Raw genomic sequence first — 25,232 nt, forward strand, 5'->3', positions numbered from 1 at the left:
GGAATGACGAGGGTCTTGAGTTCTGAGCTACTTGTGGGGCATAAGCCCCATCTGCATGTATAGTAGGAAGAAAGCTATGAAGAACGTGATTGCTGATATTGGTATCCCCAGTTTTATCCATTTTATCATGCTTAGCTCCCCTATATGTTCTCCTCTCTTTTTCATTTTTTCCAGATATCCGGCCATAACTATGTTGGCAGTTGAGCCAATTATAGTTGCATTCCCCCAATATGTTCCAGAAATCAAGGAGATCCACCATATAGGAAAAGTATTCAAGGTGCCAACCATCGAATTGACTATTGGTATTGCAATGGATACAGCAAGGACGTTGTCCATTACAGAAGTTATTCCTCCAACAATTGCGCTTATTAAAAGCATTAGGTATATTATGTTTCCCTGAGTGACCTGCTCAACTTTTTCAACAATTATATTGGAAATACCTGTGTATTGGATTGTCCCCACGCTGGCAAATAGAAGCAGGAAATAGACCAGCGTCCACCAGTCAACTCTTCTCTCGACTAGATCTACGGCCTTCTCATGCTCAATGAACAGCGCTACTCCTGCTCCAAGCATAGCAACAGCAAGGAGAAGAGAGTTCTTCGGAAGATTGAAGTAGGCTTCTAGATGGTGATGAAGAATAAGACCAATGAGAACAGCAAGAAATAATGCGGTAGGAGTGTTTAGTTCTTTCTTATATTTTGCTAGCTCTTCAAGACCTCGCAGTTCTTCTTCATCGTGCTTCTTCTTTTTTGCAAGTTCCTTTTCCTCTCTGAAGTAGAATTCACCTATCAAAACAACCACAGCTACACTCACAAGGGCAATTGGAAAGGACCATCTTATGAAATCAAAAAATGTCAGTCCAGCTCTGAAGGCGATCAGCACACCAATTGGATTGCCTACAACAGTTGCGCTGCTGCCTATATTCGTTGTGAAGACTTCGAATATTGATATTGGCAGAGGATCTATGTTGTAATACTTGCAGACTCTTATGGTCAAAGCCAAAGTTATCAGAATGCTAGTTACTTCATCTACCAGCGCAGCAAGTATGAACGAGGATAGCAAAATTGAGGCAAAAACAAAACTAGGCCTATTAATCAGAGAGTATATCATTTTAGCTGTTATCCAGTCGAAGAATTTTCTTTCCTCCAGAAATCCGACAATTATCATCATTGAAATCAGGAATATAATCACATCAATATTGGAGAATTGAATTACATGGGGAATATCTATAACATCTGTAAAGAGGAGAAGAGAAACGCCTGCAAATGCGAAGGCTACTCTGAAGCTCCAGAAAGTGAATGATCCTCCTATGAACATTGCTAATGCTGTGAGGCTGACAACTTGCTTCAAATTCAGACCTGAAACCAGCGCGAGTAGGAAGACTAGTAGAATAACGGCAACTAGACCTATCACTTTAGTTCTAGTCGACGGCATCGAAATCAACTCGCATTAAAAAAAAGAAATTGTAATCTTTTATATATGTTTTTTCATAATAAAGGTTTAATCATAAAAAATAATAAATAATAAAACTAAAATTTTACAATTCGAAGGTGGGCCCGCGGGGATTCGAACCCCGGACCTCCCGGTTATCAGCCGGGCGCTCCAACCAGGCTGAGCTACGGGCCCGCATCAGGAATTATTGACTGAATTTTAAGTTTTAAAGCTTTTTCATTAAACAGTTCTTTTATAGTTTTTCGATTTCATTGATTGTCATGATAATAAGCATGGTTATTTGGAGGAAAGTTCCTAAATGTGTTAACCTTTTTAATTTCTGTTTTTATTGTTATGATTTAAAGGGTGTTGAAAATGAGCGCTCAGGGAAATGAGGAGAAAATAAAAAGTGCAATAATGATGCTCACTAAAATAGTCAACGATGCTAGTGTCCCAAGGAACATTAGGAGAGTCGCCACTGAGGCGATCAATCAGTTGAGTGTGAAGAACCTAAGTGCTGGAGTAAGAGCAGCCAACGCCATACATGTGCTAGATGAGATCAGCCAGGATCCGAACATGCCCGTGCATACGAGAATAGCTATTTGGAATATTGTTAGCTTGCTAGAAAACGTTAGAGATTGATAAAAGAGTTTTCAAGATATATGCAGTTCTACCTCACTGTTTCTGTTCCTTTAGCTTTCTGATTTCACTGATCAGCCTGGGAACTATTTCATACAAATCTCCAACTATTAGATAATCGCTGTACTCACCTATTGGAGCAGAAGGATCTATGTTAATTGAAATCACTGTTCCGCTATCCTTCATTCCAACAACATGCTGAGGACTTCCCGAGATACCTATAGCAATATAGACTTTGGGCTTGACAATGTTTCCACTGAAGCCAACTTGATGATCCCTGGAAATCCAGTCATCATCTACCAGTGGTCTCGATGCTCCCACAGTCGCTCCAAGCAAGGAAGCAAGCTCGTATATCATTTGTAGATCTTCCTTCTTCTTAACACCTCTACCAACAGAGACTATTAGCTCTGCCTCTGAAATGTTGACCTTTTCTCTTTCAAGCTTCTTTAGTACTTTATATCCTGTCTCTTCAAAGTTGTCGAGATATAATTCAAAGATTTTTCCCATTCTTCCGGGATCACTTTCAAGCGGCTTGAATGTTCTATATCTTACCGTGCTCATAACAGGCTTTGTTCTTGTGATTATGTAAGCGAATATGTTCCCAGAGAAGGCTGGCCTGACTTGAACTATGTTTCCCTTTTCGTCAACGAAGAGATCGGTGCAGTCAGCCGTAAGACCAGTTCTCAGATATGATGACACTCTCGGCGCCAAAGTTCTTCCGCTGTTAGTAGCACCGAACAGAACTGCTTCAGGTTTTGCTGTTTCAATGATTTTTATTAGGGCATTTCTGTGGGCGATCACGTCAAAGTCTTTTAGTCTCTCATCATCTATCAAATATACGATGTCTGCTCCTCTGTGTATTAGCTCGTTGGCCTTTTCTTTCACATTCCAGCCCGCGAGGGCTGCCGAAACCAATGTCCCCTTCTTCTCTGCGAGCTCTCTAGCTTTCGCCAAAAGCTCAAACGTCACAGGGTGTATGACTCCAGCGTGATTTTCAGCATACACCATTATCCCTTTATATTCATCCATGAGCTATCACCTACAGCATGCCCTCCTTCTTAAGGATCTCGATTATTTTCTGTATCCCTTCCTCAGGATTCAGAACTTGCTTATTCCTTGTTTTGGGCTTTGGAACTATTATCTTTGAAACAATCGTTGGAGAACCGCTGAAACCGAACTGTTTTATATCAGCAACGTCGGAAAGATAGTCAGCATTCCAAATTTCTATGTTGGCTTTTTTTGCCCTCAGCTTATCCTTCAGCAGTGGAACTCTGGGCTTTGCTGCCTCCTTAGTTACTTGAAGCAGTGTTGGAAAGAATAGCTCGATCTCGTACGGCGATTCCTGTTCTGTTATTACTCTAATCTTTTTCTCCTCAACTTCAAGAATCTTGCTGACATAGCTAGCATGGGGGATCCCGAGAAACTCTGCGACCTCGGGAGGAACCTGTGCCGTGTCTCCATCAACGCTCTTTTCCCCTGATATTATGAGATCGAAGGTACCAAGTTTCTTAATGGCACTGGCCAGCGCATAGGCTGTAGCCAATGTATCTGCTCCAGCAAATCTCCTATCGGAAAGAAGGATCGCTCTGTCGCACCCTCTTGAAAGGGCCTCTCTCAATGCATCCTGTGCATGAAGCGGGGCCATGCTGATAACTGTGACTTGCCCTCCAACTTTCTCCTTGATTTGCACAGCAGCTTCAATTGCGTGAAGATCAAATGGATTTATCTGAAGTTCACTGGATTCTCTCACGATTGTTCCTTTTTCAACGTCGAACTTTACTTTGTCCATGTCGGGAACGGGCTTCATAAGGACAACTATTTGCAGGGGACGCAAGCTTTAACACCTTTTAAATAATTTGAAACTGACTATATAAAAAAGATTATTTTGTTTATCTATTTTTTCAGCAAAAAGTATTTTTTTAGGTTTTTAAAAAACGAGTTCTTCAATTTAGATATTTTTAATTTAACCTTAAAAGTTCTGGTGAAGATTAAATCAGAAAATGGACTTCATTCATGAGGTTACTTTACAGCAAATGAAAGCCTGCCCATTTAGGACAAGAAAGAAATCAGATATATAATGGAATTGTTTTCTAAAAATAGTGTGGGATCTATTAATGAGTGTAGGCAAGTTTGATGCAGCAATAGTAGGAGGAGGACCTGCTGGAACCTCAGCAGCTTACTTTCTAGCAAAAAAGGGGTACCAGGTTATTTTGCTAGAAAGAGGAAAGACCCTTGGAAGCAAGAATGTCTATGGAGGAAGGATATACAGCAAAATAATAAAGGATCTCTTTCCCGATTTCGAGAAGGATGCGCCTATACATAGGTGGGTAAATAGAGAATTGTTTTCCATTGTTCAAGGAGGAGATTCTGTAACTCTCTCATATAACTCCAAAGATTCAAAATCTTTCACAGCTAACCTAACTGAATTCTGCTCATGGCTTGGAAAAAAGGCGGAGGAGGTTGGAGCGAATGTCTTCACCGAAGCAAAGGTCACAGCCCTCAGTAGAGATGGAGAAAAGGTTAATGGTATATATGTTGGTGAAGAGAAGGTTGATGCAGATGTTGTAGTAATAGCTGAAGGAGCAAACAGGCTCCTCTCAGAGAAAAGTGGTCTTGCTCCAACCCCCCCTCTTTCCTCTCTGGCCTTAGGAATTAAGGAGAGCATTAGGCTTGGAAAGGAGAATATTGAAAATAGATTATCTCTACAGGAGGGGGAGGGTGTTTCGTGGATGTTTCTAGGAGATTTCACAGAAGGTATTCCTGATGGTGGCTTTCTGTACACCTTCAGGGATTACTTGAGTCTTGGAGTAGTTGTTAGTCTTGGAGAAGCAGTTAGCGGAATAAAGGAACAGGCTTATTTATTCCTTGAGAAGCTCAGGAATCATCCCATGCTTGCAAATATTTTAAGAGGGGGGGAAACAATCGAGTACTCAGCCCACTTGACGATCGTCGAGCCTACAAGATACATGCCTAAGAAGCTATCTGGAAATGGGTATGCAATAATTGGCGATTCTGCTGGATTGCTTGGAAACCTTGGTTATACTTTCAGAGGAGTTGACTTTGCTGTTTTCTCCGGATATGCACTTGCTGAATCGTTTGAAAAAATTAGAAATGGGGATTGGGAGAGCTATGAGGAGTTTCTAAAGAGCTCATGGGTCTATAAGGAAATTCTCAGGTTTTCGAGGGCGCATGATTTAATGAAGGAGAAGAGGATGCTTGAATCCTATCCTTTGCTGCTGAACAAAATAATGAAGAGCATATTCGATTTGGAGGGACCGGCACCAAAACTGATGGAGGCTGTGCTGGACAACATAAAGAAGTCAAATTTGAGCCCTCTGCTCCTCCTAAGAGATATGATTAAGGCTGCGAGGGATCTCTGATGCAGGTGGAAACTAAAAAAATCAGAACTATAGATGAAATAATGAAGAACAACAAGTGGATCGTGGATGAAAAACCACACATAATAGTTGATTATGAGAAGTGCGGCAAATGCGACAAAAAGCTGTGTGTCGATCTATGTCCAGCAGGATGCTACACATTGCTGGCAGATGGAAGATTGAGCTTCAGCTATGAGGGCTGCCTTGAGTGCGGAACTTGCAGGCTGATATGCCCTAATGAGGCTATAAGCTGGAACTATCCAGAAGGAGGAAAAGGGATCCAGTATAGATATGGATAGGTGCTTCTTTTGAGCTCATATGCAAGGAAAGGGCTTAGACTGCTCAGATATCCTTTCTTAATAGATGATATCATGGATTATCTGAAAAAGAGGAACTATCTCCCCTCATCTGTGAATATAGCTGAAGCAGTGTCCCTTCTTGGAGCAGGAAGCAGAACAAAGGAAATAGTTGAGGACTCTATTAAGTTCAATCATTACAGAATTGAGGATGAGGAGACTAAGCTCCCCATGGAGGCGCTGGCTTTTCATGTTGCTCTTTTGCTAATGGTCAGAATAGGAGGAAAGTGGCTGGCAAATAGGTTAGCTGTCTCAGTGTCAAAGGCCTATAGGGGGGAGCTCCAGCAATTAGATAGAAGAGAGCTCGAAATTTTAGCTGAACTTCTGGGCATAAAATCAAAATACCATGAATATGCAGAATCGGTCAAGCTGAAGTCGAAAATTCTGAGAGGATCCTTTGTCGAACAAAGCTTTCCGATATCTCTCAGCTATACTGAATATTTGAGAGCGGCCCACAGATTAATGGGAGATGCTCGATGGAAACTATCCAATCAAATGCTAGTAGGGGGAAAAGTTTACCTAGACAGGAGAAGGTTTGAAAGGATCCTCGAGGAAAGAATTGCTGAAAAAATTTCCTATATTGCTGAGAAGTATTTGGAGCTCACAAAGGTACCTGAGCTTCCAAGCCCACTAAGGGAAATAGAATCCAGCTTGAAGGAATCATTGGGGAAAATAATAGAAAGTAAAGAAAAGTCTTCTTTAAACAATGTGGGAAAGCTCCCAATTTCATACGAATCCTTCCCTCCATGTATAAAGAAAATATATGAGAGAGCAACCTCAGGTGAGAACCTGAGTCATGCTGAGAGATTTTCCCTTGCAACATTCATGCTTTCGCTGGGCGTAAACGAAGAAGCTCTTCTTGAGATATTTAAGCATTCTCCAGATTACAATGAAAAGATAGCGAGGTACCAAGTGGAGCACTTAATGGGAAAAAGAGGCAGCAAAACGAAATACAAGCCATATAGCTGTGCGAAAATGAGGACGCTCTCGCTCTGCGTGGCCGATTGTGGGACAAAAACGCCTATGCAGAAGTATTACATCAATTTGAAGGGAGGAAGGAAAAGCATTGAAAATAAGGGTAGTCCTGTTTGATTTCGATGGAACAGTAATAGATACTATGGGAGAATATGCAGAATCTGCCAGTAATATATTAAGTGAGGAAACTGGAATCGATAAGGAAAGGGCAAAAGAACTGTACTTGAGAACTGCTGGAAGGGATTTTTTCACTCAGTTAAGGCTGATTGGATTTGAAGGAGGGGTTGCCCAGAGAGCATACATGAGATTTATTGAGGAAAAGAGAAAAATTTTAAGGAAAAAAGCTATTTCATCCTATGCCATCGAACTCATCAATGATATCAAGAAGATGGGAATAATAGCTGCTCTTTCCACGAACAACGAGTGCAGCTTAATTTACGAAATTCCTGGTATCCATGCTTTCAGCGAAATCCTCTGTTTCGACGGCTTGGATTTCAGAAAAGGATACCCCCATCTGAAGAAGCTTCAGGAGAAATATTCTGTTAGAGAGGAGGAAATTCTTTTCATTGGAGACAGCGATTATGATATTGATACGTACAGCCAGCTTGGCTTGAAAAGCCTGAAAACGAAAGGTATTTTTGATGAGCATGAGGCTAAAAGATTATTGGAGGAAATCAAGAGGATTGCAGATGGTTTGTAGGAAAAATAGAGGCAGGGCCGTTTCGGAAATTGTAGGTATTCTCTTGGCTACCTTAGTAGTTATATCTATAGGGACAGTGTTTATCCTTAGACTAAAAGATGTTCAAGCTTCCTGGTCCTCAGTAATACAGAATCTTATTGGAAATGCCAACTATATAAAGACCGAGCCGAATTTTGGAATTGTCTATTCATATTTGAATATAACGAGTAACTCCTTAGATGTATTTCTCAACATTGCTCCTGGAACTTTGACGATATCTTCAATATACATCAATGGATATAGGATAAACCAGCCCCAGGTTACAATTCTCGTTGATGGACAGCCTGTAGCAATTAGCCAAAGCGGTGAGTTCTCTCTCCTAGGGGGAGATGCTCATAGGATAACAATACTCTTGAGTCAATCTCAAATCAATCAGATATCTTCACAGGGAACGAATTTATTGATAAAAATAGTGAGTAAAGCTGGGATAGAGCAAAGCTCCACATTGGTAGTTCTGTCTTAGAGCGCAGAGCAACCCAAACATACTTTTATAATTACGCTATAATTCCATTTTAATTTAGAATGAATGACAGCAACTCGCTATAGTTTCATATAGATAATCCTTTAGGTTTGAATCAACCCTGCTTGCTAGTTTCCTCACTTTTCTCGCATTAACAAGCTTACCATGTGGTCTGAGACCTCCTCTCTGTGAGCGAGGTATGTGGAGCAATTCGTGAACTGCTATCTCTGCCAGTTCATTGGATCCCAGACCATCTACCCTCTCACACAGAAACTCTATGGTATACATTGGGGGAACAGAATGGGCAATCTGTATGGGAATGGGAAGACCAAATATCCTTGCATAGGCTTTTGCTCTAGCTCCACGGCTTACAACCACGCCTATTTTCGCTTTCATATCAATGCCTATTTCTCTTGCTATTTGAATCATTACGCTTCCTGCTATGTCACATGTTTTATACCTAATTCTCAGCAACGATATCATCTCTTCGGGATTTCATTATACTTACTTTGAAAGAAAAAGGTTTTTCAATGAATAAAGTGCTCTCATCCTTTTGAATTCCATATCTATGTTTGAAAGGCCATTCTTATATAAGGAGAAAACTAGATACCTAATGTTCTGAGTAAGTCGAAGAAGAACCCGCTTTTTCCCAAGGCTCTTCTCAGAGCTTCTTGGGTAAAATCTCCCAGTCCAAATTTCACTAGCCATTCTTTTGGAACGCTCTTCATGAGCTTCCTCCTGAGCTCTCTAGGCATCTTTCTCAGGCTTCTGAGAACTCTTGCTTGAAGCCGATTTGCAAAATAGAGATGGGATCCTTCCATTAATTTCCTGTAGTTGATGTTGTTGTTTATTGATTCATATAGAATTCTTGAGCTCATCATAGATGTTCTTATTCCTTCCCCCGTCAGGGGGAAAACAGAGCCTATCGACTCACCTACTGCGAACACCCTTTCTACTGGATTGGTTTTTTCTAGCTCTATGCCTCCAGAGATTATCTGTGCCCCTCTAATTCTTTTCACTATGTTGGAATTCAGAGCACCCTTCAATCGAGGGTCACTTCCAATAAATGCAGTTAGTCTATCTATTAGGGAATAGAAGTTTTCCTGCCCTCCAACCCCCACATTTATTCCTTTTTCTCCCCAAGGAAAGATCCAATAATATCCAAGCAATGAAGTATCAAAATGGATCTCGATCATATCCTCTTCAAAATTTGTGTTTGTTTTTTCAAGTGTGACCTCAACAGCATTGATTCTGTCCCTGCTTGCCAGGCTCCAATATATTCCGTTGGATATTACCACATAAGCATTATTCAAGCTTTTCAGCTTTGAAGGATAATCCTCATACTTCTTCTTCACGACATCTATTCCTTCAAGAAGATAAGAAATTAGTCCCTCCTTATCTACTGTCCATCCCCACAGCTCTCCTCTATTTTCTGCTTTAAGCTCACCATCTATGAATGCTCTATAGCCTCTGATTTTGCTCAAAACAAATTCATCGGGTATATTTAGTAGAGATTCAATTTGCTTTGGAACTCCCATTCCACATGGTTTTGTTGAATACCTTGGCATACTTTCGTAAACGCTTACTTTATATCCAGAATCGCTGAGTAATCGGGCAAGAAAGGCTCCTGAAGGTCCTCCTCCAATTACAATGAAATTATCTTCTCCCAACTTAGACCCCCTTCCTCAAGGATCTTATTAGCAACGAACAAAGGCAGTTTTTCCATGACTTCGGATAGCTTTGCTTCTCCAGCATGACTAGCAATTTCTCTTGTTCTGTTAAGAAAAGAACTCAGCCACGGCTTGGCCTTTTCAATAAGTGTATTCCAATCGGACTTCTCTCCTTCGATTTTAAGCCAGCTCATCATTTTATCAGCAAATGGAGGTTTCGCCCGAGACTTCTCAAAATACTCTCTTATATCGAGAATATCATCACTTATCTGATATATGTAGCCTAAATACAAGCCGTAGTCTCTGAAGGTTATCAATAAATCCTTCCTCCCGGAAGCAATAGCAGACAGCATCAGGCTGAGTTGGAACAAGCTAGATGTCTTCAAAGCAATTATTTCCAAGTACGTTCTCTTTGTTTCAAAAACATCTGCTATTTCTCCTCTTGTAACTTTTAGCCAAGTATCTACAACAAGCTTGACAGCATCAAAGCCAAGATATTCGACGCCTTTTATTGCAAGAGGGATAAGTAAATTGCTAACAAGAACAGTCTTTGAGAGACCTTTCGCTATCCAAGCTGATGGTCTTCCTCTCCTCATAACATCTTCATCAATTATGTCATCAATTGCTAAGCTGCACGAATGAACTAGCTCCAATGATGCAGCAGCAGGGATACCGTATTCGTAATCTCCTTTCAGCAACTTCAGGAAATAAAGCATCAGCAATCCTCTTATTCTCTTTCCACCCTCGGATATGTATTTGGATACCTCAATGGCCTCTGTATCCACATCCCTCTCAAGTAGTGAGTTCAAAAATTCATCTAATACCGGCCTGTTCATCTCGAAAAAATCCTCAATCTCGTTTGATAGCACTCTGCTCATCCTGCTCCACTCAGATATATTCAAAAAGGTTCTGAAAAAATTAATGTATAAATGGCTTTTTTTAATGTTTGTTTAGTTCCAGATTCTAAAATAGCAATAGACTGGTTTTAAAGCTTCGGATCGTTCTTTTTCTTTTATTCAAATAAGATGTAAAAGAGTTAGTTAAATTTCTTGAGATGTCAAGTGATTTTTCATTCTCAGTGAGAGAGCTCATAATCATAGGCAGATTTACTGCCTCATCCGGTTTGCTTATCATCATTGCTCTCAAGATATCTCACTGAATGGGAGTAAAGGTAATTGATGAGAGTATCAGGAGAAGTGTGAAGATCTGTACAAAGAAGTTCAGCGTTTTTGCAGTATTCCCGCTGAACTTCCAAGCTATTATATCATTCACAAGCTTTCCTCCATCTGTTATGAAAATTGGTGCTGCGTTTATTATAGCGAGGCTTATGTTTATGATGTATAAGTAGAAAAGCAGATTGGTTAGAGGGAAGTAAAGAAAGTCTGGAATAGGAGATGGGGCTCTTGCCTGCTCCACTGTAATTCCTATTCTTGAGAAATTTGATGGCTTGTAGACCAATTTCCAAAAAGTCGTATTGGTCTTCGGATCATATACAGTTATATTAAACGTTGCTGAAACATTAGCATATTTTGATATAATTGGAGATATGTCTCCAGGAGTTGCTATTTGAGTTCCATTTATAGCCAATATTACAAGTCCTGGGTTCAAGCCAGCTTGCTGGGCTGGATATCCATCATCTGTGGAAACAATCGAGGCGCCTGGAATGGCTACAGATATTTGTGAGAGAACAAGAAGAAAAATGAGTCCGGCTATAAAATTAGAAGCTGGTCCAGCAGAGAGAACCTGAGCCCTTTTCAGTCTTCCAGCTGAATTGAATTTCTCCTCGTCGGGCTCAACAAAGGCTGCTGGTATGAATATCGATAATATGAAACCAACAGACTTTATTGGAATCCCTACAGCTCTTGAAGCGATAGCATGGGCTAGCTCATGAATTGTTGCTGATATTCCTATAGAGAAAAGAACGTATATTATTGCCGTTCCAGTTATGGTAATCCCAGGTATTATTGGGACTAGGCCGCCGGTGGCCTGTGTTGATATAAATCGGCTTGCTACAACACCTAGTATTGTATAGTAAAAGAGGAAGAGAGAGAGAAAAGTCAGGAGAATTCCTGCATATAGAAAGGGCCTCAGCCATTTCTTTCCTGCTATCCTCTCGAGGAAGGATAGAGTTGTTTCCTTTTTATAAATAATCATAATGGGATTAACTTGTAGATCTTTCATTCTCTTTTTAAGAAAATTGAATATTAGAAGGATGGTTCCCCAGTATAAAGCTATTGCCCCTACTATTTCTAAAGTTGTTGCCATGAGCTATCCGCATATTAATTCTCGCTTTCACTCTTTTATAATTTCGACTATTCTTCTCAACAGATCCTCCTCATATGGCAATCCAACAAATGCGGGCTCTCCATTTATTGCTATTGCAGGTACACTCATCACGTTGTATTTGTCCGCTATATCTGGGTTCTCATATGCCTCCACTGTGTCAGCTCTTATGCTGCTACCCCCCTGCTTAAATGACTCAAATGCGAACATATTAGCCAGCAGTGCAGCATAGGGGCAGTATGGACAGCTGGGGGTTATTACCACTTCTATGTGAACTGGCTTCCCTAGCTTTGCTATCTCCTTTTTCGTTTTTTCCTCCAATCCTGATTCATTCTCGCTTATTCTTATTATCGTTTCAACAAGGCTCCTTATTTCTTCTCCAGAAGGTATGCCCAGATACCTAATTCTCCCATCGAGAAACGCCACTGTAGGAGTTCTATCAACTTTGTATTTTTGAAACTCCTGAGGATTTGCATCCTTATCGTATACCTCATAGCTTAGCAGTTTCTTTCCATTAACAGTAGGAGCAGCCTTGACGAAGTTCTCAATGAGCTTAATAGTTTCCCTGCAGTAGTAACAGTTTTTCCTTACAAATATCTTTACATTGACCTCAGATTTCATATCTCTTAGCGCTTCCCCCAGAGCTTCCATAGTCTCTTCGTCTAGATCTCCTCCAGGAACCATTGGGTTTTCCGTATCAAGTTCTGTTATCTCATTGGATTCCATTGCCAACACCGCGAACAATCTTTTTTAAAAATAAGAAGATTTTAAGCTTTAAGTATTGTTTTTTTAACACTCAATCGCTTTATAAAAATGAGATGCACAATAGAGTTCTCAGTATATACAAGAAGTTTAATTTAATAAAATAGACTTTAAACTGGGAATTGAAATATGCTGTTGACATGTAACAGCAAAAAAATAGCTCTAGTCCATTCATCAATTAGATCTTGCTTAGCGGAAATTCTGTTAAGTAGAGGGTTATCTGCTAGTAAGGCTGGTAGGCTTCTCAGGATCTCTGGCTCAGCTGTTATGTATTACAGAAAGGGGAGTCGGGGTGGACTTCTAAAGAAAAGCATAATGGAAAATCCGAAATATAGAAAAGCGCTGGAGGAAATAGCAGATCTGCTTATAGAGGATGACGAGAAGGGGGTTCTCTATCCATTAATAGAGGAAAGCATTTGCAGGCTATGTAAAGATGTAAGAAAAAACGTGCTTGTTGAAGATTGAAATATAGGTACCTAGCTTAGATATTGGATTCGAACTCATTCATCTCTGAGATGATCCCCTGTATTCTCCCGAAGAGCTCCTCCAGCCCCTCTTCGCTTGTGCTTGAAACTGGAACAAAGTCGAATCCCACATCAAGAAGAAGATTGGCAAAGCTCTCAATTAGCTCTCTGGTTGATGCTCTTTCCAGTTCCGAAACTCTCTCAATTATTATAGTTGGATCATCTCTTAGTTCATATAGCTCATCTAGGTGCTCTCTATCCAAAGTATCTACCTTTGTAATCGCATTTATCTGTGGAAAGCTGTGTCTGAGACTGACACTATAGGAGAGCAAAAGCATGGAGATTAAGCTATCAATCCTTGTCGCAAAAACAGCATCCACTAGAAAAACCACTACTGTCCTGTTTTTTGGGGCAATTCTCTCTATAAGCAAGTTTCCAGTTGGTCTATATGCAAAGAGCTCCATCTGACCTGGAGTATCCAGCAGGTTATATTCACTCTCTACCCGTTCTATTTCTTTGTGCACTTCCCCTATTTTTGTGAACAAGTAATCCATGCTCACTAGAAGGGCGCCGTTCGGACCCAGTCCTCTGCTTATAGCTATATCTCGCGCATTAACAAAGGTCCTAACATCAACATCAGGGCTATACGGAATGCTCTCAATTGCTGGATCTAGGTTTATCCTTGACACGCCTATTCCATTGAACTCTAGCCAGTCTCCCAAGGATTGAGTTAGTGTTGTTTTTCCTGAACCAGCAGGTCCTATGAAGACTATATACTTACCTCTTCCCTCCACTTCTCCTCACCACCACGTTCAATTTATATCCGCAATATGGACATCTTCCCTCTTCATCCAGAACATTTCTTTTGACAAAGAAGCCCTCCCTCTCTATAACAACATTTCCACATTTAGGACACCGAGTGCTCTCTAGTGGATGTCCCCATACATTACCTATATAAACATGCTTGAGGCCAGCATTTCTTGCTTCAACAGAAAGCTCTTCGAGCTTTTCAATCTCCGTAGGGGGTAGCGAAGTTAGTTTATAGCTGGGATAAAATCTGAGAAGATGGAACGGAACCTCCTCGCTTAGCTCTGAGGCTATCCAGCTCGCAAGCTTTCCCAAATCACCCTTGTTATCCCCAATTCTTGGGACTATCAAGTTTGTTATCTCTATGAAGATGCGCTTTTCCTTCAGTATCTTGAGGAATTCATAGATAGGTGATGGATCGGGAACGCTCATATATTTTCTATAAAAATCAGGATTTCCGCTGGCCTTGAAATCGACCGTGGCTGCATTTAAATATGGATAGAACTCCTCTATGGCTTCTGGGCTCATGTACCCATTTGTTACTATGGTGGTAAAAAGACCCTCTTTTACTGCTAATTTTGCTACATCGTACATATACTCATAGAAAATTGTAGGTTCATTGTATGTGAAGGATATACCGTCGGCCTTGTACCTTTTAGCAATCTCCACAATTTCTTCAGGTTCTCTGAACTCACCATATAGCCCTCTCTCCAATCTCGATTGACTGATTTCCCAATTTTGACAGAACGAACAGAAAAAGTTACAGCCTACTGTTGATATGGATAGTACCCTTGAGGAGGGCATGTAGTGCATCAGAGGCTTTTTCTCTATGGGATCCATTGCTATTGCTGTGAGGAGCCCATAAACATATGTATAGAGAGTGCCTCCCTCGTTCTTTCTAACTCCACATACTCCAAATTTTCCTGGAGCTATTATGCAGTATCTGCTGCACAAATTGCATTTGACATATCCCTTTGAATTGTATCGGATCCAATGCTCTGCTACTCTCTTGTTCTTGCTTATTGCCATTCTTGCTCCTCCCTCCTCAATAGTTCAATTCCTTTCATCAGAAGATTTTTATTGACCCATTTTTTATCAGGCTCTCTGAGGAAAACCTTCTTTTGGCATCTTGGACATTTTGTAGAATCAGAAAATTGACTCACTGAAGAAAAGAAATTTTTGAATGAAATTAAGGGAAATCCACAGCTTAGGCATCTAGTTGAGGCAGAATCGGAGGAACCAAACCAAAAATCGTGGATATAGATGTTTAGATTTTTTGAACTTATGAAGCTGCTAACACCAATTGGTTTTAGAACAAAAATGTGTATTGGAATGCTAGAAATGTTAAGATAGAGTTTCAAAGTGTTTGTTAGCTCTTCTCTGCTGTTAACTCCAATATGCACTTCGATCATTGGTAAATCCTCCAAGGTCCTGCCCTTAAAGTGCGATAAGAAAGAGGCATTCCTTTCAGCTTCTCCTTTTAAATATAGAACAAAGTACTCAACATAGTTTTCAACAAAGCTGAAATCATTCAATGAAGCTGGTGCTGCTATGCCAAGATCTATGGATTTCTCTTCGGCTATCCCCCTCATAAAAGAAAGCTCCTCTTCTGTGGGATGGGAGCATTCTATTAGATGAAGCATGGAAGGTGAGTATTTGTCTATGAATTCTTCCAAGGAGTGCACATTGAATTCTATTTCTTTCAAACTTCCCAAGATGTACCATGGAGGGACCTCCGACTGTAAACAGGATGCTGAGAACAGTACTAAGATTTTCCTAAAAGCTGAATAGTGAAACATATATAATCTTTCATTGAGAGTGAGAAATGCCCCACTAAATAGCATTTTCATCACTGCTCTTCAGCAGTTTTTCTATCTATAATTACTCTATTACCAATTTCAATTTTGATTATTCGATGAATTGGAATTACTGAGCCTTCCTTCAGAATTATCTGGTCAAATTGGGTTATTTCATCTATCTGATCCCCCGTTATAACTCTGGTTCCCCCCTCCACAAGCCTATCCCTAATGAATATCTTGTATTTCTCCTTAAACGTAGAGCCGCGAATTTCCTTGAGAACTCCCAAAATAGTCCTTCTAGTCATAAGAAGATTCCTCTCCCCGCTGTTCAGCGGGGAAATATGCATTATTTGTTTCTCATTACTTCCTAATAAGCTGTTTCTTCTATCTCGTAGCTGTTCTTTTTCTTTGAAAATGGAGGAGTTTCTGAGAAGTTTAGAGCTGCATTCCAGGCTGGAGCTTGTTTAAGCTATGAGCACGTCTTGAAAGCTTTGCTCCCTCTTTATACAGCATATAGTTCTGGGATATGCTAATTTCCATAGCTCCTACGCGCTATCTCTTTAATAAAGAGGGGTGTTTTTTAAAGTGCCAACTAAATTCAGAGTGCTCACCCCAAGAAGTATATATTGCTGTGGCTTCCTCTCCTTTTCTGAAGCAAATTTTTCAAGTGAAGCGTGTTGAGCAGATTTTCAGCTAAGCCTTCACCGAGAATGCTTGAGATGTCTCCCGCTTCAATGCAGCCATTGAGTCTCAGAGAAATGCTGATCTTTTCTGAAACAATCTTGGAAAGCTCTCCTTTGAGAAGCGGAAAGAAGCTCCTGATATATCCATCTATGACTGAAGCACTAACTTCCGCTGGGCGACAAATTGAATATATTCTATCGTTCTCTACATATCTCGATAGAAGCCTGAGTTTTTGAGGTAATGAATCCAGAGATATTATGATTCTAGTTTTTCTCTGAGATGGATTGCTCTGAATCATTTCTCTTAGTTCCTCCAACATTGCTCTCGAAAAGGCTCTGAGTCTGTAGTTCTGTACTTCATTGGTCAGCGCTTCTGCCTCCTCAATGTTTGCTGAAGCTATTACAGCGTCATTTTTCCAACTCGAAAAGGTTGCATGCTCCTTTAGGGCAAAGGAAAGGCTGTATGTCAAGGAAGTCATGTACTTCAGTATGAATAGAGAGACGAAGCGATCGAGCGGAAATATTCTTCCTGTTCCTATCTTCTTGAGCTCCTTTTCTGCAGCATCTAGATAGCTTAATATGCCTCCGAAGGGCTTTTCTCTGCTTCGTCTATGAATTGTTCGCAGAGGGCAAACAATTCCCCTATTAAATGGACACCTGGAGCTTCCCATGTATCTCGGGCATTCTAGCTTCTCTCCCTTAAAGATGCATGTTGGACCGAATTTAGGAACCAATTCGACCGAATATGTGAGCTTCCTATATGCCTTGATTATATGAAATGAATATGCTGCTGTGAAGGGTATCAGTGAGGAGATTTCTTCGTAGGGAAGAAGAAAGCTCCCATTGTTCTTTATTCCATGAATCTTAGATACAATAACAGTATCTTCTTTCACAAGAACTCCTAGATGAACACCTCCTTCCAAAGAAACAAGATCTATTTTCTTCCCAATATCTTCACCTAGCTTTTGAAATACTTCTTTGGAACTAAGGGATTCTTGGAGGAGGAGGTATCCTTTCTTAGCTGCTGCAGGCTCCAAATTACTTCCGAAAATTTCCGAAAGGAGAAAAGAAAATTTTTCAGGACTTGAATAAACTATTTTTCTGTTTTTTCCCCCAACAAGAGTGAAGCCCTTGGAGCATTTTCCCTGATCCAGGCAATCTGCTATCCTGCGCAAATATCTTGAGAGGCTGAGCTCAGGCAATATATTCTCATTGAAGCCCCCGCATATCCTCAGATAGCCTATCTCTCTGCATTCCTCTCCATCTATATCTTCAGCTGACAAGTGACTCAATCCTGCCTGATACTCGAATAAGCATATCGAAAGTATTTTTTGCCAGAAGGATCTAAATTTTTTTCCACTGTTTTTTCAATGGAACTGGGTGTAGCAATTGAAAATACTAAGAGGAGAAAAGAAGCTGAAGAAAGGTCTGGTAAGGGTGAAAATGGAGATTGATGATAATGGAAGAATTGAGAGTATTACCATAACAGGGGATTTCTTCATGATTCCCGAGGATTCTCTATGGAAGCTGGAAGAAGAGCTGATTGGAGCAAAGCTTGAAAGAGAGGAGATTTTGAAAATTATTAAAAAAGTATTCGAGGAAACAAGAGCAACACTTGTTGGCTCTTCACCAGAGGAACTTACTGAAGCTATCTTGGAGGTTGAGGAAATTTGAGCGGTGAGCTTAGAGTAGTTCTCACAGAATACCCGGAAAATTCCTATATGAACATGTCCTATGAGGAGGCCTTCTTTCTGAGCAGATGCAATGATTGGTCCAATGATATTCTAAGGATATGGAGAAATGAGAATGCTGTAGTTATTGGAATCTTTCAGAGGGCAGATGAAGAGGTGGATCTGGATTTTGCCAGAGAAAAAAACATTCAGGTTGTCAGGAGATTCACAGGTGGAGGAGCTGTGTATCATGATCTGGGAAATATCAACTTTGCTCTCTCCACGAAGATCCCTTCCAGCATGCCAAGAGGGGTTGACTTTCTCTATGAAAATCTAATAAATGGAGCGCTGGAAGCCTTAAGGCGTTTAGGATTCTCGCCAGCAAAGGAAAACATCAATGATATTGTGATAGAGGGAAAAAAGGTGATCGGGGTAGCTGGAAGCCTGAGAGGAGATTGTGCGTTTCTGCATGGAGCTATGCTCTTCTCAACAAACCTGAGCACTCTTTCGAGAGTTCTAAAGGTTCCCCTAAAAAAACTCCAGGATAAAAAGATTGAATCTGTGAAGTACAGAGTATCAACAATTTCTCATTTGAAGCCGGAGCTTAGGTCAAAAGATGTGATCTCTGCTCTTATAGATGGATTTTCTGAGACCCTCGATTCTAGAGGTTATTATTTTGACATGCCCTTTGAAAAGGAGATAGAGTTGGCCAGAAAGCTCTATGCAGAGAAATACTCGACAAGCGCTTGGAACATGGAAAGAAGAAGGCCTTAATACCCTTCGAATAATCAGGTTAAATTGTCAGGAGGTAGGGTATCATAATGGTTCACTGGATTTACGAAATAGCAGATAGTGTTGAGAAAAGGGCCAGAGAGAGGGGGATCAAGGAAATCACACTCAACGGTGGGCTATCAGTTTCAGGTCTTCAACATATAGGAAGGCTTAGAGGAGAAGTGCTGATTGGAGAAGCTGTTAGGAGGATCTTGGAAAAAAGAGGATATAGAGTTAAGCAGCTCATTGTTCTCTATACACAGGATGCTTGGAAGGGAAAAGAAGGGCAGCTGAAACAATTTGAAAGAAACGAAGGAGAAAAGTACATTGGACACCCTCTAATTAGAGTTCCTGATCCGCACGGATGCCACGGCAACTGGGTAGAACACTACTGGGAAGATTTTGGTGGAGTGCTAGATAAGTTCTCAGATGGGAAAATAGAAATTGTAAAAACAACTGATCTGTATTCTAGAGAACTGAAAGATGTGGCCAAGGAATTCATTGAAAAAAAGGAGCTTACTAGATCTGTTGTGAACAAATACAGAGGGAGAAATCCCTATCCAGAAGATTGGATACCAATAGAGCCAATATGCGAAAAATGTGGGAGGATAGATACTACAAAAGCTGTCAAAATAGACGGAGAGTTTGTGGAGTACAAATGCAGAAACTGTGGATATCAAGGACGGACAAAAATTGATAATGGTAAGCTGAACTGGAGGCTGGAATGGTCGGGGATCTGGAAGGCTCTCAGAATTGATTTTGAACCATTCGGAAAAGACCATGCCACCCCCGGAGGAAGCAGAGATAGCTGTGTGGAATTAGCTCGAACCGTTTTGAACATTGAGCCTCCGATAGGGCTTCCCTATGAATGGGTTGCTATAAGGAAAGATGGAAAGGAAATGGACATGGGCTCAAGTGATTTTATTGGAATTACGCCCAGAGATTGGCTCTCTATCGCCCATCCGGAGGTTCTCAGGTATATATACTACTTCACTCCTCCCAGAAAAAGAATTGTCATTGATCTCGAAGAAATTCCGCAGTACTATGAGCTCTTCTATAGAGGAGAGAGGTCGTACTTTGCTTTGAAAGAAGGAAGGGAAATGGGGGATGAAGATAGATATGCTGCTGAGAATTATGAACTATCATTGCTAGGCGAGCCTCCAGAAAAGCTTCCATTCCAGTTATCATACTACACAGCAGCTCTTCTGGTTCAATCACTTCCAAAGGACAACTTCACTGAAGCGGCAATGAAGAGGCTCAGATCCTCTAAGATTATTCCAGAGGAGCTATCAGAGTTCGAAAAGAAGAGGATATCAGAAATATTGACGAAGGCTCTAGTTTGGGTGGAAAGAATTGCTCCTGAACAGATAAAGTACAGCATATCCCCGGCTATCCCATCTGAAGTTAGGAGTGCACTGAAGTTCAGAGATTCGCTGATTGAATTAGGAAAGAGAATAATTTCGCTTGAAAATTGGAGCGAGGATGCTATAAAAGAAGCAATGATTAACCATACATCGAACATGTCAGTAGATGAGAGAAAGGAGTTCTATAGGGAATTTTATATTGTCATGCTTGGAAAGGAGAGCGGGCCTAGAGCTGCGCCGCTGCTCTCAGCTCTTGGAAAGGAAATAGTGAAGAAGAAGCTTTTGGAAGAGCTCGAGAGTAATTGAGCTTGTAACTGCATCAAGTTCGCTAAATTGAAGCTTTTTCGACTGCTTCAATGCAGGATATGCCGGAGCCTAACTCCATCAATAGCTTCATTATTTCGCTTTTTTCTGTCTCTATATTGAGGACCACTGCCAGAGGCAGCGCCGGAGTGAAAGGATAAGAAGCATATCTAAGTGATGCCGTTCTTCGCGCTTGCCTTCTCAATGATCTGACTATCTGGAGCTCAGGACTTTCACCTTTCTCGACAGTACCACCATATTGAGTGATTATTTTGGAAAATAGCTGAGCTATCCCCTCACTCTGAATAGATTCCAGTATTTCCTTGCCTCTCACTCTGCATCCTCTTGCTTTCTCTATTATCGAGGTCGTTACGCGATTGCTTCCATCAATTCTCACGGCATTAACTGAAAGAAATAGAATCTTCTCATCTATATAATAGCAGAGAGTATCTAAAATCTCCTGCTTCCTAATTTGATTAAGCTCAGATACTTTCCTATTAAGTAATTCTATTATATTCAAAAAGAGAGAGAGCTGAAATGTGCTGATTCCTCCTCCTTCTTCTAGAGATTTCAGAGATTGGAGAAGTGCTTCCCTAATTTCTTTTTTGCTAACTATTTTTTGAATCACAGTTTTTATTTGAGGCGGTGAGCTTCCAAGGGTAAAGGCAGTTTGCTCCACCAGGTTTCTAAGCAATTCCCCTTCATTTTTTGGCATTGCTGAAATAGCTCTTGAGAGATCTCCCGTGGACTCGAATATTTTTATTCCCAATAGAACTGAAGAAATTTTCTCCCACGATAGAATTATTTCTATTATTTCTTCTGCTTCTGTTGGAGCTAGCTCTAATATCTTCTCCACCCTTTTTTCTGCTGCCAATTCCAGCTGAGCAGAGAGCTCCATGAGGTTTCTTATCCCTGCTGGTATGTCATAGCCATGATCTCTTAGAATCTGCGCAATTTTTTCTGGTGCTTCTCCTTCACATATTTCTCTAAGTGACTGCTGTGTGAAGAACTTTTCCTTCTGTGCATAAAGCTTTGGAAGAAGATATTGGTAAGTCTTCAACCATAACCCCCCAGAAACCTTTCCACGACTTTTTCAACAGCAGCTTCCATTTTTTCCTTGGCTTTCCTCTCTAAATCGTCAAGCACTTCTTTCTCTCTTTTTCCATATTTTTCCTTTAATTCAGCTGTTTTTCTTTCCTTCTCTCTTTCTAGCTCACTTTTAGCATCCTCGATTATTGACCTTGAAAGCTGTTCGAGGCTTTCCAAGGTCGATTCAGCTAGGGAAATTAGCTCTTCTCCCTTTTTCTTATATGTTTCCACTTCCTCCGTGACGCTATTCTCAAAATTTACAAATGCCTTGATTACCTGGGAAGCTCTTTTCATGTTTTCTCACCTGAGGTTTTTCTCAGGAAGACCATGATGTAACCACTGAAGACCTTCTGAAAAAAAGCTGGTCTGATCGCACCTCCTTCTCTCTCATATTCTCTGCTCATGATCTCCAGCACTTTGTAGGGGTAATATCTTTCTATTACTCTTGGATCATTTAAGGTCTTTAATATTTGGTTTACGCTTGGAACAAATACAATAACTCTTGCAGAGGAGCTAAGAGATGAATATATGGAAGTCATTGCCTCCCATGGATCGGGAATGTCGAGAAAAAAGGCATCGAACCCCTTTTCGTCAATGCCCTTTCTTATGTCTTTTACAAATATTCTATCTCTAACATCATAGCCAAGTAGCTTCAAATTTTCAATTGCCGTTGTGGCCATATCATCCCTAATTTCATAACCGTAATATTCTTCCTTATTTCTGATAGCTTTTAGAATGTGGGCTGTAAGGAATCCTGAGCCCACTCCTGATTCCCCTACCATGCTTCCGGGACCTATTCCTGAAAGAGAGATCATTATCGCAGCATCCTTCTCATAAATGACCTGACTTTTTCTCCTGAACAAGTTATAGACTACTTCCAGATATGATGGTTTCTGAAACATAACCTTGAAACCGGTTGAAGTTTCTATAGATTCTCCCCAATTCCTATTCAAAATGTCATTGTGCCTCAGAATTCCGTACTTAGTCTGAACAACCTTGTTCCGCTCAAGAATGATCACTCTTTCCTCTCCATTTGGAAAGATGATGAGAGCTGCTTCACCCTCAGCTGGACTCTCTGGAATCATGCTTCTCACCAGCGATGTGAATGCCAACGGGAGAGGTGGAATCTTTTCCATAATATCCTTTCAATAGCTCCCTAGCAGCATCCTTCAGGTACTGCATCACATCTATATCTCTCAAGTGAAGAGATCTTGATATTTCTTCCCATGACCTCCCTTGAAGGACTTTCTGGAGAAGTATGATCTCCTCCCTCTCTCCAAGCCTTATGATTTCCCCCATATCGCTTTCGAAGTAGAATCTAGCCAGTTCCCACATGATATCGCTGACAGCTTCATATGTCATTGGCCCGTAAACATATATCCATAGCCTATCAATATCCATTTCGCTCATTTTTGGTGGCTGAGATTTTACCTTATTAGTGCTTCTGATAATAGAAATTGCCACATCGCTCTCTAGATCTTTGTAAACATCCCTTAGGCTTTTGACTAATTTCCTCTTCATGTACAGTCTTCCTAATTCCACTATTTCCTTAGCCACACTGCTCAATCCTTTGAGCACAATAACCGTGTATTCCCCACTGATCGGATTTCTATCTGGACTCATGTGGATTGGCGTGAATCCGTTCTTAATCCAGAAAGACAGCAGCTTGTTATTTACTCCGAAGCCACTGCCAACCCAATCCATACCCATAGCTGTTGCTTCCTCTACTAGCTTCTTGAGAGCAAAAGATCCTATCCCTTTGCTCTGGACCCTTGGATGCGTGGCAATTCTCACAATTCTAATTCCTCTCAGAAATCCCATTTCCCAAATTCTGATATGTTTTAAAACTCTATCTGGAATTATGTTTCCTGGTATTTTGTTTCCTCTCAGTAGTGTGTCAACAGTTTGTTCATCCAGCCCCCCTTCCACTGCAAGCTGCAGTGAGCATAGAACCTTCCTGCTGTTCTTAGTCATAACTGCTCTTATGAGGTGGTGAGGTGCATCCGCAAGCATCGCCAGATCGTCAGGCTGGTTTCTATAGTGAGCCAGAACGTATATGCCGAAGATAGACCTAAGCAATTTTTCTTTTTCTTCAGTAAACAGCTCTTCGGGTCTGATTGAAACGTACTCCAGATCCCCTCTCTCTATATCTTGAATGTCGTTCTCATCCAGCTCATCCGGCTCAGCATCCAGCAGAAGTGTTCTATAGAGCCACTTCTCCACTGGATCCTCTTCCCCGTATCTTATCGGAGTTTTCAGCTCGCATGATGAAATTTCGATGTTCTTCATATTTTTCAGCTCTCCCAGAAATCTCACCGAGAAGCCCCTTCCTCCTCCCTCATAGCCATGCAATGTAGCAGAAAAGGCTATTCTGTCATGGGATTTTAGAATATTCATCAGAAGAGGAACATGAATGCCTGAGGCCTCATCTACGGCCACGATATCGCCCTTGATCTTCGGAACGCTCAGAGGAGACCAGTATTCTATTGAGAAAAACGGCCCTTGGAGCTCAATTATGTTTCCTCCTCTCTGAACGGCATTGACTTTATATCCAAGCGCTTCTGCTGCCTTTTTCGCCAGAAGAAAGAGAGACTGGACATTTTGAGGCTCAGGAGATGTAACTATTATTCTAACCTTGTGCTTGAACTCCTTCATTGATTCTGCTATTCCAATCAATCCAATTCCAAGCGCACATGATTTCCCTCTTCCTCTATCAGCAGTTATTAGAACTACCTTTTTCCAACCTTTCCTTGGTTTGTCTATGAGCGTCTCCAGCGTAACTGCCGCCATAACCTGGTCTGTGGTTAGGGCAAGTTCGTAAAGCTTCCTGGGAAATTTTGTTTTCTCTGGAATGGATTCTTCTATGTTCTGCTCCTTCTGAGGCCTTTCAAGTTTTACCTTCGCATTCTTAACAATTCTGTCGCTCCCCAAATCATATATATAAGTCCCTTCAGCTTTCATGAGAGTCCGTATGAACCATGATATGAAGACATGTCTGGGCTCGGAATAGCCGGGTACTAGCAATCTCTGCTTGAATATTGTCAGCTTATTTCCCCAACTATTGAGGTCAGGAGCTATGAAGATTACTATTCCTCCTCCTCTCACTGTCTCCACCAGTCTACCAACATCATTAGGCCTCAAGTCATCTGATAGATCGAGCACCAATGCGTCGAATGTGGTTCCCAAATATTTGTCGCTCTTTTCATAGATGTCTATTCTTCTCTCTTCCCCACTTTCCTTTCCCTTTTTCCTCATTTTCAAGAACTGTCTGAATACTTCCTTTCTTATTCTGGATTCTTCGAGCTCATCGTGATATATATATAGAACTCTGGCCTTCCTGCCAGTTAGCTTTCGAAGCTCAAGAGAGTATTGGTGGATTATATAGGCTGCATAAAATCCCTGTTTACCTGGATCGCCTCCAGATAGAACTATGAGCCTTCTGTGCCTGCTCTCAAGATATCTTTTAGTGTTTCTCCTTATTTTACCTGAAAGTTTCTTTAGAGATGGAGAAAGGCTCTTGAGCAGTTCCGCTATTTTCTCTCTGGAGATCTCCTCGATCTCCCTTCGTCCAAGCAAAAATCTTTTACCTC

At 40.9% G+C, this 25,232-nt stretch carries 27 protein-coding genes and 1 tRNA gene; 10 read left to right on the top strand and 18 right to left on the bottom strand.

Going from position 1 to position 25,232, the window contains the following annotated elements:
* Positions 1 to 27 precede the first annotated feature (27 nt).
* Together QXR92_02015 and QXR92_02020 are read right to left on the bottom strand one after the other, a co-directional pair.
* Positions 28 to 1,434, bottom strand: a complete 1,407-nt coding sequence (locus QXR92_02015) for an SLC13 family permease (GenBank protein MEM0318785.1) — start codon at positions 1,432 to 1,434, stop codon at positions 28 to 30.
* Between the two features lie 117 nt (positions 1,435 to 1,551).
* Positions 1,552 to 1,626: transfer RNA gene (locus QXR92_02020), tRNA-Ile, on the bottom strand.
* Positions 1,627 to 1,806: 180 nt separating this feature from the next.
* Between QXR92_02020 and QXR92_02025 the strand changes: the two genes are divergently transcribed.
* A complete protein-coding gene (locus tag QXR92_02025; GenBank protein MEM0318786.1) occupies positions 1,807 to 2,073 on the top strand; it encodes a UPF0147 family protein in 267 nt (88 codons plus the stop codon).
* 33 nt (positions 2,074 to 2,106) lie between these two features.
* On the opposite strand, the gene QXR92_02030 is transcribed toward QXR92_02025, so the two are convergent.
* Both QXR92_02030 and QXR92_02035 read right to left on the bottom strand, forming a co-directional pair.
* A complete protein-coding gene (locus QXR92_02030; GenBank protein MEM0318787.1) occupies positions 2,107 to 3,099 on the bottom strand; it encodes an electron transfer flavoprotein subunit alpha/FixB family protein in 993 nt (330 codons plus the stop codon).
* A gap of 10 nt (positions 3,100 to 3,109) precedes the next feature.
* Entirely contained in the window at positions 3,110 to 3,904 is a 795-nt protein-coding gene (locus QXR92_02035) for an electron transfer flavoprotein subunit beta/FixA family protein (GenBank protein ID MEM0318788.1), read from the bottom strand.
* Between the two features lie 280 nt (positions 3,905 to 4,184).
* On the opposite strand from QXR92_02035, the gene QXR92_02040 reads away from it, so the two are divergent.
* From QXR92_02040 to QXR92_02060, 5 genes are read left to right on the top strand one after another with little or no spacing between them, the layout of a single operon-like run.
* Positions 4,185 to 5,450 carry an FAD-dependent oxidoreductase gene (locus QXR92_02040; protein MEM0318789.1) on the top strand — a complete coding sequence of 422 codons (1,266 nt, stop codon included), beginning with the start codon at positions 4,185 to 4,187 and terminating at the stop codon, positions 5,448 to 5,450.
* Positions 5,450 to 5,746: a 4Fe-4S dicluster domain-containing protein gene (locus QXR92_02045; protein ID MEM0318790.1), complete on the top strand. Its 297-nt coding sequence runs from the start codon at positions 5,450 to 5,452 to the stop codon at positions 5,744 to 5,746. Before QXR92_02040 ends, QXR92_02045 begins: the two co-directional genes overlap by 1 nt.
* A 9-nt stretch (positions 5,747 to 5,755) precedes the next feature.
* Positions 5,756 to 6,895 (top strand): hypothetical protein, encoded by a 1,140-nt coding sequence (locus tag QXR92_02050; protein ID MEM0318791.1) that lies wholly within the window; start codon positions 5,756 to 5,758, stop codon positions 6,893 to 6,895.
* Complete coding sequence (locus QXR92_02055) at positions 6,870 to 7,478, top strand: HAD hydrolase-like protein (GenBank protein ID MEM0318792.1); 609 nt, start codon at positions 6,870 to 6,872, stop codon at positions 7,476 to 7,478. The genes QXR92_02050 and QXR92_02055 overlap by 26 nt, the downstream gene beginning before the upstream one ends.
* On the top strand, positions 7,468 to 7,980 hold the full coding sequence (locus QXR92_02060) for a hypothetical protein (protein ID MEM0318793.1): 513 nt from the start codon (positions 7,468 to 7,470) through the stop codon (positions 7,978 to 7,980). Before QXR92_02055 ends, QXR92_02060 begins: the two co-directional genes overlap by 11 nt.
* A 54-nt stretch (positions 7,981 to 8,034) precedes the next feature.
* Here QXR92_02060 and QXR92_02065 read toward each other — a convergent pair whose 3' ends face one another.
* The 5 genes from QXR92_02065 to QXR92_02085 all read right to left on the bottom strand — a co-directional run bounded on the left by QXR92_02065 (position 8,035) and on the right by QXR92_02085 (position 12,656).
* Positions 8,035 to 8,451, bottom strand: a complete 417-nt coding sequence (locus tag QXR92_02065) for a putative metallopeptidase (GenBank protein ID MEM0318794.1) — start codon at positions 8,449 to 8,451, stop codon at positions 8,035 to 8,037.
* A 128-nt stretch (positions 8,452 to 8,579) separates the two neighbouring features.
* Entirely contained in the window at positions 8,580 to 9,647 is a 1,068-nt protein-coding gene (locus QXR92_02070) for an NAD(P)/FAD-dependent oxidoreductase (protein MEM0318795.1), read from the bottom strand.
* Positions 9,623 to 10,525 (bottom strand): polyprenyl synthetase family protein, encoded by a 903-nt coding sequence (locus QXR92_02075; protein ID MEM0318796.1) that lies wholly within the window; start codon positions 10,523 to 10,525, stop codon positions 9,623 to 9,625. The genes QXR92_02070 and QXR92_02075 overlap by 25 nt, the downstream gene beginning before the upstream one ends.
* 274 nt (positions 10,526 to 10,799) lie before the next feature.
* A complete protein-coding gene (locus QXR92_02080; protein ID MEM0318797.1) occupies positions 10,800 to 11,912 on the bottom strand; it encodes a site-2 protease family protein in 1,113 nt (370 codons plus the stop codon).
* Between the two features lie 27 nt (positions 11,913 to 11,939).
* Positions 11,940 to 12,656 (bottom strand): thioredoxin family protein, encoded by a 717-nt coding sequence (locus tag QXR92_02085; GenBank protein ID MEM0318798.1) that lies wholly within the window; start codon positions 12,654 to 12,656, stop codon positions 11,940 to 11,942.
* 165 nt (positions 12,657 to 12,821) lie between these two features.
* Between QXR92_02085 and QXR92_02090 the strand changes: the two genes are divergently transcribed.
* The gene (locus QXR92_02090; GenBank protein ID MEM0318799.1) at positions 12,822 to 13,157 is read left to right on the top strand and encodes a hypothetical protein; all 336 of its coding nucleotides are present in this window, start codon (positions 12,822 to 12,824) and stop codon (positions 13,155 to 13,157) included.
* A gap of 16 nt (positions 13,158 to 13,173) precedes the next feature.
* Here QXR92_02090 and QXR92_02095 read toward each other — a convergent pair whose 3' ends face one another.
* The 5 genes from QXR92_02095 to QXR92_02115 form a co-directional block, all read right to left on the bottom strand.
* Complete coding sequence (locus tag QXR92_02095) at positions 13,174 to 13,950, bottom strand: ATP/GTP-binding protein (protein MEM0318800.1); 777 nt, start codon at positions 13,948 to 13,950, stop codon at positions 13,174 to 13,176.
* Entirely contained in the window at positions 13,934 to 14,992 is a 1,059-nt protein-coding gene (gene amrS / locus QXR92_02100; protein MEM0318801.1) for an AmmeMemoRadiSam system radical SAM enzyme, read from the bottom strand. The genes QXR92_02095 and amrS overlap by 17 nt, the downstream gene beginning before the upstream one ends.
* The gene (locus tag QXR92_02105) at positions 14,983 to 15,678 is read right to left on the bottom strand and encodes a hypothetical protein (GenBank protein MEM0318802.1); all 696 of its coding nucleotides are present in this window, start codon (positions 15,676 to 15,678) and stop codon (positions 14,983 to 14,985) included. The genes amrS and QXR92_02105 overlap by 10 nt, the downstream gene beginning before the upstream one ends.
* 134 nt (positions 15,679 to 15,812) lie before the next feature.
* Positions 15,813 to 16,067, bottom strand: coding sequence for an RNA repair domain-containing protein (locus QXR92_02110; protein MEM0318803.1), 255 nt, complete (start codon positions 16,065 to 16,067; stop codon positions 15,813 to 15,815).
* Between the two features lie 302 nt (positions 16,068 to 16,369).
* Positions 16,370 to 17,728 (bottom strand): hypothetical protein, encoded by a 1,359-nt coding sequence (locus QXR92_02115; protein MEM0318804.1) that lies wholly within the window; start codon positions 17,726 to 17,728, stop codon positions 16,370 to 16,372.
* Positions 17,729 to 17,834: 106 nt separating this feature from the next.
* On the opposite strand from QXR92_02115, the gene QXR92_02120 reads away from it, so the two are divergent.
* Genes QXR92_02120 through lysS form a run of 3 tightly spaced genes read left to right on the top strand, consistent with a single transcriptional unit; the run spans position 17,835 to position 20,556 of the window.
* Positions 17,835 to 18,119 (top strand): lipoate protein ligase C-terminal domain-containing protein, encoded by a 285-nt coding sequence (locus QXR92_02120; protein MEM0318805.1) that lies wholly within the window; start codon positions 17,835 to 17,837, stop codon positions 18,117 to 18,119.
* A complete protein-coding gene (locus tag QXR92_02125) occupies positions 18,116 to 18,889 on the top strand; it encodes a biotin/lipoate A/B protein ligase family protein (protein ID MEM0318806.1) in 774 nt (257 codons plus the stop codon). The genes QXR92_02120 and QXR92_02125 overlap by 4 nt, the downstream gene beginning before the upstream one ends.
* 47 nt (positions 18,890 to 18,936) lie before the next feature.
* Positions 18,937 to 20,556: a lysine--tRNA ligase gene (gene lysS, locus QXR92_02130; GenBank protein MEM0318807.1), complete on the top strand. Its 1,620-nt coding sequence runs from the start codon at positions 18,937 to 18,939 to the stop codon at positions 20,554 to 20,556.
* Positions 20,557 to 20,578: 22 nt separating this feature from the next.
* Here lysS and QXR92_02135 read toward each other — a convergent pair whose 3' ends face one another.
* From QXR92_02135 to QXR92_02150, 4 genes are read right to left on the bottom strand one after another with little or no spacing between them, the layout of a single operon-like run.
* Entirely contained in the window at positions 20,579 to 21,613 is a 1,035-nt protein-coding gene (locus QXR92_02135; protein MEM0318808.1) for a V-type ATPase subunit, read from the bottom strand.
* Complete coding sequence (locus tag QXR92_02140) at positions 21,610 to 21,936, bottom strand: hypothetical protein (protein MEM0318809.1); 327 nt, start codon at positions 21,934 to 21,936, stop codon at positions 21,610 to 21,612. Before QXR92_02140 ends, QXR92_02135 begins: the two co-directional genes overlap by 4 nt.
* Entirely contained in the window at positions 21,933 to 22,727 is a 795-nt protein-coding gene (locus QXR92_02145; protein ID MEM0318810.1) for a hypothetical protein, read from the bottom strand. The genes QXR92_02140 and QXR92_02145 overlap by 4 nt, the downstream gene beginning before the upstream one ends.
* On the bottom strand, positions 22,705 to 25,218 hold the full coding sequence (locus QXR92_02150) for a tRNA(Met) cytidine acetyltransferase TmcA (protein MEM0318811.1): 2,514 nt from the start codon (positions 25,216 to 25,218) through the stop codon (positions 22,705 to 22,707). Before QXR92_02150 ends, QXR92_02145 begins: the two co-directional genes overlap by 23 nt.
* Between the last annotated feature and the right edge of the window lie 14 nt (positions 25,219 to 25,232).

The organism is Fervidicoccaceae archaeon (assembly GCA_038734945.1).
In the GTDB taxonomy this organism is placed as follows: domain Archaea; phylum Thermoproteota; class Thermoprotei_A; order Sulfolobales; family Fervidicoccaceae; genus ARK-14.

Coding starts and splice junctions, on each gene's coding strand:
- QXR92_02015 (MEM0318785.1), bottom strand. CDS start 1,434: ATGCCGTCGACTAGAACTAAAGTGATAGGTCTAGTTGCCGTTATTCTA.
- QXR92_02025 (MEM0318786.1), top strand. CDS start 1,807: ATGAGCGCTCAGGGAAATGAGGAGAAAATAAAAAGTGCAATAATGATG.
- QXR92_02030 (MEM0318787.1), bottom strand. CDS start 3,099: ATGGATGAATATAAAGGGATAATGGTGTATGCTGAAAATCACGCTGGA.
- QXR92_02040 (MEM0318789.1), top strand. CDS start 4,185: ATGAGTGTAGGCAAGTTTGATGCAGCAATAGTAGGAGGAGGACCTGCT.
- QXR92_02045 (MEM0318790.1), top strand. CDS start 5,450: ATGCAGGTGGAAACTAAAAAAATCAGAACTATAGATGAAATAATGAAG.
- QXR92_02060 (MEM0318793.1), top strand. CDS start 7,468: ATGGTTTGTAGGAAAAATAGAGGCAGGGCCGTTTCGGAAATTGTAGGT.
- QXR92_02075 (MEM0318796.1), bottom strand. CDS start 10,525: ATGAGCAGAGTGCTATCAAACGAGATTGAGGATTTTTTCGAGATGAAC.
- QXR92_02080 (MEM0318797.1), bottom strand. CDS start 11,912: ATGGCAACAACTTTAGAAATAGTAGGGGCAATAGCTTTATACTGGGGA.
- QXR92_02085 (MEM0318798.1), bottom strand. CDS start 12,656: ATGGAATCCAATGAGATAACAGAACTTGATACGGAAAACCCAATGGTT.
- QXR92_02090 (MEM0318799.1), top strand. CDS start 12,822: ATGCTGTTGACATGTAACAGCAAAAAAATAGCTCTAGTCCATTCATCA.
- amrS (MEM0318801.1), bottom strand. CDS start 14,992: ATGGCAATAAGCAAGAACAAGAGAGTAGCAGAGCATTGGATCCGATAC.
- QXR92_02110 (MEM0318803.1), bottom strand. CDS start 16,067: ATGACTAGAAGGACTATTTTGGGAGTTCTCAAGGAAATTCGCGGCTCT.
- lysS (MEM0318807.1), top strand. CDS start 18,937: ATGGTTCACTGGATTTACGAAATAGCAGATAGTGTTGAGAAAAGGGCC.
- QXR92_02140 (MEM0318809.1), bottom strand. CDS start 21,936: ATGAAAAGAGCTTCCCAGGTAATCAAGGCATTTGTAAATTTTGAGAAT.
- QXR92_02145 (MEM0318810.1), bottom strand. CDS start 22,727: ATGATTCCAGAGAGTCCAGCTGAGGGTGAAGCAGCTCTCATCATCTTT.